This is a genomic window from Serratia sp. (in: enterobacteria) (genome assembly GCF_052400455.1).
GTDB lineage: Bacteria > Pseudomonadota > Gammaproteobacteria > Enterobacterales > Enterobacteriaceae > Serratia > Serratia ureilytica.
Genome location: NZ_CP185812.1, coordinates 4,257,052 through 4,271,671, shown reverse-complemented (window position 1 = coordinate 4,271,671; position 14,620 = coordinate 4,257,052). Strand labels below are relative to the sequence as shown.

At 61.2% G+C, this 14,620-nt stretch carries 8 protein-coding genes and 1 pseudogene; 8 read left to right on the top strand and 1 reads right to left on the bottom strand.

The genetic code is table 11. From position 1 onward, the window contains the following. Positions 1-106 precede the first annotated feature (106 nt). From mrcB to ACORQT_RS20585, 6 genes are all read left to right on the top strand, one after another. A complete protein-coding gene (mrcB, locus tag ACORQT_RS20610; RefSeq protein ID WP_033644705.1) occupies positions 107-2,599 on the top strand; it encodes a bifunctional glycosyl transferase/transpeptidase in 2,493 nt (830 codons plus the stop codon). Positions 2,600-2,850: 251 nt separating this feature from the next. Next, a complete protein-coding gene (gene fhuA / locus ACORQT_RS20605) occupies positions 2,851-5,049 on the top strand; it encodes a ferrichrome porin FhuA (protein ID WP_033644706.1) in 2,199 nt (732 codons plus the stop codon). Positions 5,050-5,096: 47 nt separating this feature from the next. Next, positions 5,097-5,894 (top strand): Fe3+-hydroxamate ABC transporter ATP-binding protein FhuC, encoded by a 798-nt coding sequence (fhuC, locus tag ACORQT_RS20600; RefSeq protein WP_033644707.1) that lies wholly within the window; start codon positions 5,097-5,099, stop codon positions 5,892-5,894. Beyond that, positions 5,894-6,802: a Fe(3+)-hydroxamate ABC transporter substrate-binding protein FhuD gene (fhuD, locus tag ACORQT_RS20595; protein WP_164057084.1), complete on the top strand. Its 909-nt coding sequence runs from the start codon at positions 5,894-5,896 to the stop codon at positions 6,800-6,802. The genes fhuC and fhuD overlap by 1 nt, the downstream gene beginning before the upstream one ends. Beyond that, positions 6,799-8,787 carry a Fe(3+)-hydroxamate ABC transporter permease FhuB gene (gene fhuB, locus ACORQT_RS20590; RefSeq protein ID WP_164057085.1) on the top strand — a complete coding sequence of 663 codons (1,989 nt, stop codon included), beginning with the start codon at positions 6,799-6,801 and terminating at the stop codon, positions 8,785-8,787. The genes fhuD and fhuB overlap by 4 nt, the downstream gene beginning before the upstream one ends. 309 nt (positions 8,788-9,096) lie before the next feature. Beyond that, complete coding sequence (locus ACORQT_RS20585) at positions 9,097-9,249, top strand: Hok/Gef family protein (protein WP_004937610.1); 153 nt, start codon at positions 9,097-9,099, stop codon at positions 9,247-9,249. Between the two features lie 124 nt (positions 9,250-9,373). On the opposite strand, the gene metK is transcribed toward ACORQT_RS20585, so the two are convergent. Next, positions 9,374-10,528 carry a methionine adenosyltransferase gene (metK, locus tag ACORQT_RS20580; protein ID WP_033644710.1) on the bottom strand — a complete coding sequence of 385 codons (1,155 nt, stop codon included), beginning with the start codon at positions 10,526-10,528 and terminating at the stop codon, positions 9,374-9,376. Positions 10,529-11,436: 908 nt separating this feature from the next. Here metK and speA point away from each other — a divergent pair. Both speA and speB read left to right on the top strand, forming a co-directional pair. Next, positions 11,437-13,414 (top strand): annotated as a pseudogene (gene speA / locus ACORQT_RS20575) (biosynthetic arginine decarboxylase). A gap of 195 nt (positions 13,415-13,609) precedes the next feature. After that, positions 13,610-14,530: an agmatinase gene (gene speB / locus ACORQT_RS20570; protein ID WP_004937606.1), complete on the top strand. Its 921-nt coding sequence runs from the start codon at positions 13,610-13,612 to the stop codon at positions 14,528-14,530. Positions 14,531-14,620: the final 90 nt, after the last annotated feature.

The following is a 14,620-nucleotide window of genomic DNA, read 5'->3' as shown; positions in this document are numbered from 1 at the left end:
TAAGGTTTGGAATTCAGATGTTTCTTCTGTTCAGCGCCACGGCGTCGGCACAGATTAAGCGACTCATTATGGCCGGCAGTGTCGGCAAGCTCGGAGAACAACAGCCATGGCTGGGGATGACCGCGAGCCCATCGGGCGCAAAGGAAAACAACCAAAAAGCACCGCGTCGCGCAAGCCGCCGCGCCGTCGCCGAGACGACGATTATGACGATTACGAAGAAGACGAGTATGACGATGACGAGTATGAAGAGGAGGAGGAACGCATGCCGCGTAAGGTGAAAGCGACTCCGCCGCGTAAAAAACGCCGCTGGCTCGGCCTGTTTATCAAACTGATCCTGGTGCTCGCCGTCCTGTTGGCGATCTATGGCGTCTACCTGGACTCGCAGATCCGCAGCCGCATCGACGGCAAAGTCTGGCAGCTGCCGGCGGCGGTGTACGGCCGCATGGTCAACCTGGAACCGGGCATGCCGTACAGCAAGAAGGAGATGGTTAACCTGCTGGAAGGCATGCAGTACCGCCAGGTCAGCCGCATGACGCGTCCGGGCGAGTTTACCGTGCAGGCCAACAGCATCGAGATGCTGCGCCGTCCGTTCGACTTCCCGGATGGTAAAGAAGGGCAGATCCGCGCCCGCCTCGATTTCCAGAATAACCGCCTGGCGAAGATCGAAAACCTGGACAGCGGCCGCAGCTTCGGCTTCTTCCGCCTCGACCCGCGTCTGATCACCATGCTGCAGTCGCCGAACGGCGAACAGCGGCTGTTCGTGCCGCGCTCCGGTTTCCCGGATCTGTTGGTGGATACGTTGATCGCCACGGAAGACCGCCACTTCTATGAGCATGACGGCATCAGCCCGTACTCCATCGGCCGCGCGGTGCTGGCCAACCTGACCGCCGGCCGCGCGGTGCAGGGCGGCAGCACCCTGACGCAGCAGCTGGTGAAGAACCTGTTCCTGACCAACGAACGTTCGCTGTGGCGTAAGGCCAACGAAGCCTATATGGCGCTGTTGGTGGATTACCGTTACAGCAAAGACCGCATCCTGGAGCTGTATCTGAACGAGGTATACCTCGGCCAGAGCGGCAGCGACCAGATCCGCGGCTTCCCGCTGGCCAGCCTGTATTACTTCGGCCGCCCGGTGGATGAGCTGAGCCTCGATCAACAGGCGTTGCTGGTCGGCATGGTCAAGGGCGCGTCGCTGTACAACCCGTGGCGTAACCCGAAACTGGCGCTGGAACGCCGCAATTTGGTGCTCAAACTGCTGCAGAACCAGGGCGTGATCGACGGCGAGCTGTATGACATGCTGAGCGCGCGTCCGCTGGGCGTGCAGCCGAAAGGCGGCGTCATTACGCCGCAGCCGGCGTTTATGCAGATGGTGCGTCAGGAACTGCAGACCAAGCTGGGCGATAAGGTGAATGACCTGTCCGGCGTGAAGATCTTCACCACGCTGGATCCGGTGTCGCAAGACGCGGCGGAAAAAGCGGTTGAAGACGGCATCCCGGCGCTGCGCGCTGCGCGTCACCTGCAGGATCTGGAAGCGGCGATGGTGATCGTCGATCGCTTCAGCGGTGAAGTGCGCGCCATGGTCGGCGGCGCCAACCCGCAGTTCGCCGGTTTCAACCGCGCCATGCAGGCGCGACGCCTGGTCGGCTCGCTGGCCAAACCGCCGACGTACCTGACCGCGCTGTCCGAGCCGGACAAATACCGCCTCAACACCTGGCTGGCGGATGCGCCGCTGTCGCTGAAACAGCCGAACGGCGCCGTCTGGCAGCCGAACAACTACGATCGCAAATTCCGCGGTCAGGTGATGCTGGTGGATGCGTTGGCCAACTCGCTGAACGTGCCGACGGTGAACCTCGGCCTGTCGGTTGGGCTGGATCAGATCAGCGCCACGCTGCAACGCCTGGGGATCCCGAAAGCGGAGATCAATCCGGTGCCTTCGATGCTGCTGGGGGCGATCGGCCTGACGCCAATGGAAGTGGCGCAGGAATACCAGACCATCGCCAGCGGCGGTAACCGTGCGCCGCTGTCGGCGGTGCGTTCGGTGATCGCCGAAGACGGCACGGTGCTGTACCAGAGCTTCCCGCAGGCGGAGCGCATGGTGCCGGCGCAGGCCGCTTACCTGACGCTGTACGCGATGCAGCAGGGCGTGGCGCGCGGGACCTCCCGCTCGCTGTCAGTGAAGTTCCCGAACTACAACCTGGCGGCGAAAACCGGTACCACCAACGATCTGCGCGACAGCTGGTTCGCCGGCATCGACGGCAAGGAAGTGGCGATCGCCTGGGTCGGGCGCGATAACAACGGCCCGGCCAAGCTGACCGGCGCCAACGGCGCGTTGACCCTGTATCGCCGCTATCTGGAAAATCAGACGCCGCTGCCGCTGATGCTGCAGCCGCCGGAAGGCATTAACCAGATGAGCATCGACTCCGCCGGCAACTTTATCTGCGGCGGCGGCAGCTGGCGCACCATCCCGGTCTGGACCGACAATCCGCAGGGACTGTGTCAGGCCAGCCAGGCGGCGGTGCAGCAACAGCAGCAACCGGCGGCGGGTGAGCAAAAAGATGGCGATGGCGTCGCCGGCTGGATCAAGGATATGTTCGGTCAGTAATCGCTGCCGGGGCGTCGGCCCCGGCGAAAATTTTTGCTTTGTTATTAAGCCCGTAACCTTGGTTGCGGGCTTTTTTATTTTTCCGCTCGTTTTATTTCCCTGTTAACTGCAAGGCTAAACGCCTAATCCTTAACCTATTTGCCCTATGAATTCGGCTTGCAGTTTAATTTGGCTTCTGCATAAAATGCGACGCTTATAATAATTATTATCGTTTACATTCGTCATTTAATAATTCATCAGAGAAATAAATCATGCTGACCAAGCGTCTTTCATCATCCGCGGCCAAGCAGGGCCGTCTCCCCGTCAGCGCGTTAGCGATCACCGTCGCTGCGGCGTTGGGTACGCTGGCGATGCCGGCTTTTTCCGCCGACGCCAAGCCGGCCGCCAAGGAAGACACGATTACCGTTGTGGGCAGCAGCAACACCGCCCAGCAGGAAAGCGCCTGGGGGCCGGTCGGCACCTATGTCGCCAAGCGCAGCGCCACCGGCACCAAAACCGATACGCCGATCGAGAAGAACCCGCAGTCCGTTTCCGTGGTAACGCGTGAAGAGATGGACATGCGCCAGCCGGATACGGTGAAAGGCGCGCTGGCCTATGCGCCGGGCGTATTCGCCAGCCGCGGCAGCTCCACGACCTATGACGCGGTGGCGATCCGCGGCTTCCCGGCCACCAACACCACCCAGTATCTGGATGGCCTGCGGCTGCTGGGCGACAACTACAGCGAAGCGTCCATCGATCCTTATTTCCTCGAGCGCGCCGAGCTGCTGCGCGGCCCGGTCTCGGTGCTGTACGGCAAAAGCAACCCGGGTGGCCTGGTCGCCCTGGTCAGCAAGCGGCCAACCACCGAGCCGCTGCGCGAAATCCAGTTCAAGATGGGCACCGATAACCTGTTCCAAACCGGTTTCGATTTCAGCGACGCGCTGGACGATCAGGGCATCTACTCCTATCGCCTGACCGGCCTGGCGAAAGACAGCGATGCGCAGCAAAACATGAGCAAAGAGAAGCGCTATGCGATCGCGCCGTCCTTTAGCTGGCGCCCGGATGACAAGACCAACTTCACGCTGTTGGCCAACATTCAAAACGATCCCTATACCGGTTATTACGGCTGGCTGCCGAAGCAGGGCACGCTGATCCCGTTGCCGAACGGCGGTAAGCTGCCGACCGATTTCAACGAAGGCGAAGCCAGCAACTATACCTCCCGCAAGCAGCGGATGATCGGGTACAGCTTCGAACACGCCTTCAACGATACCTGGGCGGTGCGCCAGAACCTGCGCTATCTGCAGTTGGACACCGACATGAAGAGTATTTATGGCAGTGGCGTTTCTGCTGCGACGCCGACGACGATTAACCGCGCCTATGTTCAGTCGAAAGAGCACCTGAACAATTTCTCGGTGGATACTCAGGCGCAGGCGAAGGTGAAAACCGGCGATATCGACCACACGCTGTTGTTCGGCGTGGACTACATGCGCATGCGTAACGATATCAATGCCGCATTTGGCACAGCGGACGGGCTGAGCATGACCCATCCGCAATACGGGAATGACGCGGTCAACATCAACTTCCCCTACCATTATCTGAACCGTCAGGAGCAAACCGGCCTGTATGTGCAGGAGCAAGGGGAGTGGAATCAGTGGCTGTTGACGCTGGGCGGGCGCTATGACTGGGCGAAGACCTCCGCTTACAACCGTGATGCGAGTTCGACGAGCCAGCAGACCGACCGGCAGTTCACCTGGCGCGGCGGCCTGAACTATCTGTTCGACAACGGCGTGACGCCGTATTTCAGCTACAGCGAGTCGTTTGAGCCGAATTTGGGCACGACGCAAGGGGGCAGTACGTTCAAACCTTCGATCGGCAAGCAGTATGAAGCCGGCGTGAAATACGTGCCGAAGGATCGCCCAATCGTGCTGACCGGCGCGCTGTATCAGCTGACCAAGAACAACAACCTGACACCGGATCCGGATAACGCGCAGTTCAGCGTGCAGAGTGGCGAGATCCGTTCGCGCGGCGTGGAGCTGGAAGCCAAGGCGGCGTTGAATGCCAACGTCAACCTGATCGCCTCCTATACCTACACCGATGCGAAGTACACCAAGGACAACACCTATCAGGGCAAACCGACCGTCGAAGTGCCGAAACACATGGCGTCGCTGTGGGCGGATTATACCTTCCACGAAACGGCGGTGAGCGGTTTGACGCTGGGTTCCGGCGTGCGTTACGTTGGCTCCAGCTCGAGCTTCAACAGCGATAACACCACCTTCAAGGTGCCGGACTACACGCTGGTGGACGCCACCATTAAATACGATCTGGCGCGCTTTGGCCTGCCGGGCTCGTCCGTGGGCGTCAACATCAACAACCTGTTCGACAAGACTTACGTATCGAGCTGCTACCGCGACTACGCCTGCTACTGGGGCGCAGAACGCCAGGTGGTCGCCACCGCAACCTTCCGTTTCTAACCGGATAGCCGGGGCGGCGGCGCGTCGCCCCGGAAAAAGCAGGATCTATGCAGGACAAACTTCTTAATCCCGGCGCGACGTTCGCGCTGGATAACGCCAGCTTCGCCGTTCCCGGCCGGGTGCTGTTGCAACCGCTGTCGCTCCGTTTTCCTCAGGGCAAAGTCTGCGGCCTGATCGGCCATAACGGTTCCGGTAAATCCACCCTGTTGAAACTGCTCGGGCGGCACCATGCGCCCAGCGGCGGTCAGGTCTTGCTCAATCGGCAGCCGTTGGCGCAGTGGGACAGCAAATCCTTCGCCCGCCAGGTGGCCTACCTGCCGCAGCAGTTGCCGGCGGCGGAAGGCATGACGGTGCGCGAGCTGGTGGCCGTCGGCCGCTATCCGTGGCATGGCGCGCTGGGACGTTTTGGCGCCAACGATCGCCAACAGGTGGAAGAGGCCATCGCACTGGTGGGGCTGAAGCCGTTCGCCCACCGCCTGGTGGACAGCCTTTCCGGCGGCGAGCGCCAACGCGCCTGGCTGGCGATGATGGTGGCGCAGGACAGCCGCTGCCTGTTGCTCGACGAGCCGACGTCGGCGCTGGACATCGCGCACCAGGTCGAGGTGCTGGCGCTGATCCAGCGCCTGAGCCGCGAACGCGATCTCACGGTGATCGCCGTACTGCACGACATCAATATGGCGGCGCGCTACTGCGACCATTTGGTGGCGCTGCGCGGCGGTGAAATGATCGCCCAGGGCGGCCCGCTGGAACTGATGCAGGGGCCGGTGCTGGAGCAAATTTACGGTATTCCTATGGGCACGTTGCCACACCCGAGCGGCGGCGCGCCGGTGAGTTTTGTCTACTGATGTCCTCTGCATTCACTTCTTCTCACGATCCGCTGCGCCGCCGCCTGTTGATGGCGCTGGCGCTGTCGCCCCTGTTGGGATCGTTGCCCGGGCGAGCGGCGGATGCGCCGCCGGATATCGCGCGCGTTGCGGCGCTGGAATGGCTGCCGATCGAGCTGCTGTTGGCATTGGGCGTGACGCCGCTGGCGGTGGCCGATGTCCATAACTACAACCTGTGGGTGGCGGAGCCGAAGCTGCCGGCGACGGTCGTCGACGTCGGCCAGCGCACTGAACCGAATCTCGAACTGCTGCAGCAGCTCCAGCCTTCGCTGGTGTTGCTGTCGCAAGGCTATGGCCCGACGCCGCGAAAAATCCAACCCATCGCGCCAACCATGAGCTTCGGCTTCAACGACGGCAGCGGCAAACCGCTGACCGTCGCCCGCCAGTCGCTGCTGGCGCTGGGGCAACGATTAGGCATAGAAAGCCGGGCGATAAACCACCTGGCGCAGTTCGACAGCTTTATGCAGGATGCGCGTCAGCGCCTGCAAAGCTACACCCGGCAACCGTTGCTGCTGTTTTCCCTGATAGACACCCGCCATGCGTTGATCATCGGTCAAAAAAGCCTGTTCCAGGAAGCGATGGATCAACTCGGCATCCGCAATGCCTGGCAGGAGCAAACCGACTTTTGGGGCACGGCGGTGGTGGGGATTGAACGGTTGGCCACGGTGCGTAACGCCCGGGTCATTTATCTCGATCACGGTAATCAGGCGATGATGGACAAGGTCAGCGCGACGCCGCTGTGGCAGTCATTGCCTTTTGTGCGGCAAAACCAGCTGCGGCAGGTGCCGGCGGTGTGGTTCTATGGCGCTACGCTGTCGACGATGCGGTTTTGCCGCCTGTTGGCGCAGGCTCAGGAGAGTGCGGCATGAATGCGGGCATTCGAAAATTGCCGCTGACGCTGATCCTGCTGTTGCTGGCGGCGGCAGGCGGTTTGACGATATACAACCTGACGCAGCAGCTGCCGCCGGCGCAATGGGCGCGGGCGCTGAGCGCGCCGGACATCGACGACGTGCGGCAAATGCTGTTCCATTACAGCCTGCTGCCGCGGTTGACGGTGTCGCTGTTGGCCGGGGCCGGTCTGGGATTGGTCGGCGTATTGTTCCAGCAGGTGTTGCGCAATCCGTTGGCGGAACCGTCGACGCTCGGCGTGGCCGCCGGCGCGCAGCTCGGCTTGACCATCGCCACGCTGTGGGTGCTGCCGGGGGGCGAGTTCACTCGTCAGCTGGCCGCTATGGCGGGGGCGATCGCGGTGGGCGGGCTGGTGTTCGGCGTCGCCTGGGGCAAGCGGATGTCGCCGGTGACGCTGATTCTGGCCGGGCTGGTGCTGGGGCTTTACTGCGGCGCAGTCAACAGCCTGTTGGCGCTGTTTAATTACGATCAGCTGCAGGGCATGTTCCTGTGGGGCACCGGCGCGTTGAACCAACAGGACTGGAGCGCGGTGCAGTTTATCCTGCCGCGTTTGCTGGTGGCCGGTGCGCTGGCGGCGCTATTGCTGCGCCCGCTGACGCTGCTGGGGCTGGACGACGGCGTGACGCGCAACCTGGGGTTGGGGCTGTCGATGGCGCGCTTCTGCGCCCTGGGGCTGGCCATCATCTTCAGCGCCATGTTGGTGAGCGCGGTGGGCGTTATCGGCTTTATCGGCCTGTTTGCGCCGCTGATGGCGAAGATGCTGGGCGCTCGCCGCCTGGCGCATCGCATGATGTTGGCGCCGTTGCTGGGGGCGTTGCTGCTGTGGCTGACCGATCAGGTGATGATTGGGGTGGCGCAGGTGTGGCGTGAGATCCCGACCGGGGCGGCCACTGCGCTGTTCGGCGCGCCGCTGCTGCTGTGGCTGCTGCCGCGTTTGCGCAGCGCCGCCACGCCGCCACCGATGAACCTTGGCGACAAGGTGCCTGCCGAGCGCGGGAATCTGCCTGGCTGGGTAGCGCTGGCCGGTGCCGTGCTGTTGATCGGCCTGACGTTGGCGCTGATGCTGGGCAAAAACGCCGGCGGCTGGCACTGGAGCCTGGGCGCGGAGCTGGACGCCTTGCTGCCGTGGCGCTGGCCGCGGGTGCTGTCGGCGTTGGCTGCGGGCATGATGCTGGCGGTCGCCGGCACGCTGATCCAGAAGCTGACCGGCAACCCGATGGCCAGCCCGGAAGTGTTGGGCATCAGCTCCGGCGCCGCTTTTGGCGTCGTGATGATGCTGTTTATGGTGCCGGGCGACGCCTTCGTTTGGCTGTTGCCCGCCGGCAGTCTGGGGGCGGCCGTTACGCTGCTGATCATCATGATTGCCGCTGGCCGCGGCGGTTTCTCGACCGAACGCATGTTGCTCGCCGGCATCGCGCTCAGCACCGCCTTTACCACCGTCATCTTCCTGCTGCTGGCCAGCGGCGATCCGCGTATGGGGGGCTTGCTGACCTGGCTCTCCGGTTCAACCTATTCGGTGGAGCCTGCGCAGGCGCTGCGCACCGCGCTGATCGCCGCCGGATTGATGATATTGGCGCCGCTGTGCCGCCGCTGGCTGACCATTCTGCCGCTCGGCGGGGCCACCGCCCGTTCGGTGGGGATTGCGTTGACGCCTGCGCGATTGACCATCCTGTTGTTGGCCGCCACGCTGACCGCCATGGCGACCCTGACCGTGGGGCCGCTGAGCTTTGTCGGGCTGATGGCGCCGCACATGGCGCGCATGTTGGGCTTCCGCCGCGCGCTGCCGCAAATGGTGATCGCCGCGCTGTTGGGCGGTTTGCTGATGGTATTTGCCGACTGGTGCGGGCGGATGCTGCTGTTTCCGTATCAGATCCCCGCGGGGTTACTGGCGACCTTTATCGGCGCGCCGTACTTCGTTTATCTGTTGCGTAAGCAGACGTCGTAAGCTTCACCCCTCCCCTACTTTGCTTTCTCCGCCATCAAGGGCCCAGCGCTGCTGGGCCTTTTTCAACGCCTTGCAAGGCGTTGCGTGTCGCTGCGCAAGAAAGACATTTAACGTGAAAAGGAACGCGGGAAGAGAGGGGGAGGTGAATATACTGCGGGTGGGTGCTCTGGATCTTTGTCTCTGGAGCTTGCGTGAAAGGAACAAAGAGAAAAGCCCCGAGTCGATATCCATCAACCCGAGGCCTACTCTAACGCACGACAACGTTAAGTTAGCCTCTTACCCGCCGCGAGGCAAGGAGAAGAAGGCATGATGCCGAACAAACGGAGCCTGTTAAAATTGGTGGTTATTTGTGCCACGGTAATATCACTGGCATGGATAACCCGCAGCACGCTGTGCGAGCTGCGTATCCGATCGGGCACTACGGAGGTTGCGGCCATTTTGGCTTACGAATCCGAACGGTAAGGCAACCCGGCGGCGGGGGCTTTGCCTCCGCTGGCCGGCAGTCGATGCGTTGATCCATGAGCACCCATCCGTTCAAAAAAAACGGCGAGCCTTGGCTCGCCGTTTTTCATGTTGATGTCGGGGCTTATTTCAGGCCGGCGGCATCGCGCAGCTGCGCAGCTTTGTCGGTCGCTTCCCATGGGAAGTGTTCGCGGCCGAAGTGGCCGTAGGCGGCGGTTTCGCGGTAGATCGGCTGCAGCAGATCCATCATCTGGATCAGGCCGTATGGGCGCAGATCGAAGAATTCGCGCACCAGCAGCGTCAGTTGTTCGGTTGGCACTTTCTCGGTACCGAAGGTTTCCACCATGATGGAGGTCGGTTCCGCTACGCCGATAGCGTAAGACACCTGGATCTCGCAGCGATCGGCCAGGCCGGCGGCGACGATGTTTTTCGCCACGTAGCGCGCCGCGTATGCCGCGGAACGGTCAACCTTGGACGGGTCCTTACCGGAGAAGGCGCCGCCGCCGTGGCGAGCCATGCCGCCGTAAGTGTCGACGATGATCTTACGGCCGGTCAGGCCGCAGTCGCCCATCGGGCCGCCGATAACGAAACGGCCGGTCGGGTTGATGTGGTATTTGGTGCCCGCCGTCAGCCATTCCGCCGGCAGTACCGGCTTGATGATCTCTTCCATCACCGCTTCTTGCAGATCTTTCAGCGAGATGTCTTCTGAGTGCTGGGTGGACAGAACGACGGCGTCGATGCCGACGATTTTGCCGTCGTCGTATTGGAAGGTCACCTGGCTCTTCGCGTCCGGGCGCAGCCACGGCAGGGTGCCGTTCTTACGCACTTCGGATTGGCGCTGCACCAGACGGTGCGCGTAGGTGACAGGCGCAGGCATCAGCACGTCGGTTTCATTGGTGGCGTAGCCAAACATCAAGCCCTGATCGCCGGCGCCCTGCTCGAGAGGATCGGTACGGTCAACGCCCTGATTGATATCCGGGGATTGCTTGCCGATGGCGCTCAACACTGCGCAGGAGTTGGCGTCAAAGCCCATGTCCGAATGAACGTAGCCGATCTCGCGCACGGTCTTGCGGGTGATCTCTTCGATATCGACCCAGGCGCTGGTGGTGATTTCACCGCCGACCAGCACCATACCGGTTTTCACGTAAGTTTCGCAGGCGACGCGCGCTTTCGGATCTTGTTCCAGGATGGCGTCGAGGACGGCATCGGAGATCTGGTCGGCGATTTTATCTGGATGTCCTTCGGAGACGGATTCGGACGTGAAGAGGTGTTTAGCCATTGTGTTCTTTACCTTGCATAAGACGGGTTAGAAATTACTGCACAGCGCTGGAGATCCGGCATCGAAGCGAAGGGTCTTCCGCTGATGGCGCGAGATGCATCCTGCAACGCCCCTCAGGCAAAGCCGTTAAGCAGTTTATCAGTTAACCAGTATAGATGGATTAACATCTGGACGTCTATTTTAGGTCAGGGTTTAGCCAGATTGCCAGTAATTTTTTGCGCTTTCGCTCTTTTGCGCAAACGGGTTGGCGCCATTTTCATCGCTTGAAACAGTTTTCGGCGAATTTTCATTTTGCTTTTTCACCTGCTTACCGGTATAAACTGCGCGCGCGGTTCATTTGCTGCACAGTACGGCGGTCTGGCGTGGGGGAAGGTACGGTAAACTTCCGCTTTGCATTCGCCGGCATTGCGCTATTATCCGTCGCGGGCGTTCGCCGTGGCGCCGCCGCTTCATCGAACGGTCACGTTCTTACACTATTTTAGAGGCTGGGTCGTTCACTCCGAACGGCGCGCGTGGAGGTGGTTGGATTAATGATCCGTTGTCTACCGGTTGTTGGTTCTCAACAGCAGTGCCGTTCTGGCGCACATTCTTCTGCTATTTCCCGTCTTGTCTCTCTGTCACTTACCAGGTGCGATAAACACTTGGCCGCTACTCAGGATTCTCGGGCCGGCTAACGGTCGTCTGAAGAACTGAACAAGGGTAGCCTGCAGCCTTCCTGTGGGATGTTTCTTGGCCCGATTCACGAGGTTTGAACAGGGTGTCTTACAATTATATGAGTGATAAACCGATCGCTGACCGCGAACGGCAGTTCTCTTCGCTGCCGCCGGCGCGGCTTGTTGGGTTGTTCTCGCGGGTTGTAGCTGCGATAGTGGCTGACGGTTTCGTCAGTACGGAATGTGAGGCGAACCATGTCTGATGATCTGTTGATTCACCGTCCGCCGGTTGCGGGCGAGTCTTTATCTTTGCGCTCCATGCAGGAGGTTGCCATGAATGATCGTAATGCCAGCAAGATGCTGCGTACTTATAACGTCGCCTACTGGGGCAACAATTACTATGACGTCAACGAGCTGGGCCATATCAGCGTGTGCCCGGATCCGGATGTCCCGCAGGCGCGCGTCGATCTGGCAGAACTGGTGAAAACGCGCCAGAAAGACGGCCAACGTCTGCCGGCACTGTTCTGCTTCCCGCAGATCCTTCAGCATCGCCTGCGTTCTATCAACGCCGCGTTCAAACGCGCGCGTGAGTCCTTCGGTTACCAGGGCGGCTATTTCCTGGTGTATCCGATCAAGGTGAACCAACATCGCCGCGTGATTGAATCGCTGGTGAACTCCGGCGAACCGCTGGGGCTGGAAGCCGGCTCAAAGGCCGAACTGATGGCGGTGCTGGCGCATGCCGGCATGACCCGCTCGGTGATCGTCTGTAATGGTTATAAAGATCGTGAATATATTCGTCTGGCGCTGATCGGGGAAAAGCTGGGGCACAAGGTGTACCTGGTGATCGAGAAGATGTCCGAGATCAATCTGGTGCTGGAAGAAGCCGAACGGCTGAACGTCATACCGCGCCTGGGCGTGCGTGCGCGTCTGGCATCGCAAGGCTCCGGCAAATGGCAGTCGAGCGGCGGCGAAAAAATCCAAGTTCGGTCTGGCGGCGGTGCAGGTGCTGAAGCTGGTGGAAACCCTGCGTGAAGCGGGCCGCCTCGACAGCCTGCAGCTGCTGCACTTCCATTTGGGATCGCAGCTGGCCAATATTCGCGACATCGCCACCGGTGTGCGCGAATCGGCGCGCTTCTACGTTGAGCTGCACAAGCTGGGCGTCAACATTCAGTGCTTCGACGTGGGCGGCGGCTTGGGCGTCGACTACGAAGGCACCCGTTCGCAGTCCGATTGCTCGGTCAACTACGGCCTGAACGAATACGCCAACAACGTGATTTGGGGCATCGGCGACGCCTGTAACGAACACGGCCTGCCGCACCCGACGGTGATCACCGAGTCCGGTCGCGCCGTGACCGCTCACCACACGGTGCTGGTCTCCAACGTGATCGGCGTAGAGCGCAACGAGTTCAGCGAACCGCAGCCGCCGGAAGCCGACGCGCCGCGCGCGCTGGAAAGCATGTGGGAAACCTGGCTGGAAATGAACGAGCCGGAAAACCGCCGCTCGCTGCGCGAATGGCTGCACGACAGCCAGATGGATCTGCACGACGTGCATACCCAATACGCGCACGGCATGCTGGACCTGACTAAGCGCGCCTGGGCCGAGCAGCTGTATCTGAACATCTGCAACAAGATCCAGCAGCAGCTCGATCCGAGCAACCGCGCACACCGTCCTATCATCGACGAACTGCAAGAGCGCATGGCGGACAAGTTCTACGTCAACTTCTCGCTGTTCCAGTCGATGCCGGATGCCTGGGGCATCGATCAGCTGTTCCCGGTGCTGCCGCTGGAAGGGTTGGATAAGCCGCCGGAAGGCCGTGCGGTGCTGCTCGACATCACCTGCGATTCCGACGGCACCATCGACCATTACGTCGACGGCGACGGCGTGGCGACCACCATGCCGATGCCGCCATACGATCCGGAGAACCCGCCGGCGTTGGGCTTCTTCATGGTCGGTGCGTACCAGGAGATCCTCGGCAACATGCACAACCTGTTCGGCGACACCGCCTCGGTTGACGTGTACGTGTTCCCGGACGGCAGCGTTGAGACCGAGCTGTCCGACGAGGGCGATACCGTAGCGGATATGCTGGAGTACGTGCAGCTCGATCCGAGCGCGCTGCTGTCCAAGTTCCGCGATCAGGTCAAAGAAACCGATCTGGACAGCGAGCTGCAGGCGCAGTTCCTGGAAGAGTTTGAAGCTGGCTTGTACGGCTACACGTATCTGGAAGACGAGTAACCGCCTTCTTCAGGGGGGGCGATATCGGCCCCCTTGAAGCATGAACAAAATGCGGCCATAATCTGCTGTATCGGTAGCACCGAAACACACATCGAATAAATCCCTTTCTCGTCGGGCTAACGACGCGGGAGGGATTTTTTTTTGTCACGGCCCGGCGTCTGCGCCCGGCAACTTGTTGAACTACGAGGGTTTACTATGAGCACCTTAGGCCATCAGTCCGATAATTCATTAGTGTCCAACGCCTTTGGTTTCCTGCGCTTTCCGCTGAACTTCATGCCTTACGACAGCGATGCAGAGTGGGTCATCACCGGCATTCCGTTTGACATGGCGACCTCCGGTCGCGCCGGCGGCCGTCATGGCCCGGCGGCCATCCGCCAGGTGTCCACCAACCTGGCCTGGGAAGGCAACCGTTGGCCGTGGAGCTTCGATCTGCGCGATCGCCTGAACGTGGTTGACTGCGGCGACATCGTGTTCAACTTCGGCGATGCGCAGGACATGAGCGACAAGCTGCAGGCGCACGCGGAGAAACTGCTGAAGGCCGGTAAGCGCATGCTCTCGTTCGGCGGCGACCACTTCGTCACCCTGCCGCTGCTGCGTGCGCACGCCAAGCATTTCGGCAAGCTGGCGCTGGTGCACTTTGACGCCCATACCGATACCTACGCCAACGGCAGCAAGTTCGACCACGGCACCATGTTCTATCATGCGCCGAACGAAGGCCTGATCGACCCGCATCACTCGGTGCAGATCGGCATTCGCACCGAGTTCGATCACGACAATGGCTTTACCGTACTGGACGCCGCGCAGGTGAACGATCGCAGCGTGGACGACCTGCTGACCCAGATCAAAGGCATCGTCGGCGATATGCCGGTGTACCTGACCTTCGACATCGACTGCCTGGATCCGGCGTTCGCACCGGGCACCGGCACGCCGGTGATCGGCGGCCTGACTTCCGATCGCGCGCTGAAACTCGTGCGCGGCATGCAGTCGCTGAACATCGTCGGCATGGACGTAGTGGAAGTGGCGCCGGCCTATGACCAGTCCGAGATCACCGCGCTGGCCGCGGCGACGTTGGGTCTGGAGATGCTGTACCTGCAGGCGGCCAAGAAACACGCCTGACGCCAGGCCACGCCTCGCTGAAAAAGCGGCTCCCATCGTATGGGGGCCGCTTTTTTTATTTCATTTGTCGCCATCCGTGCGGCGATTTTC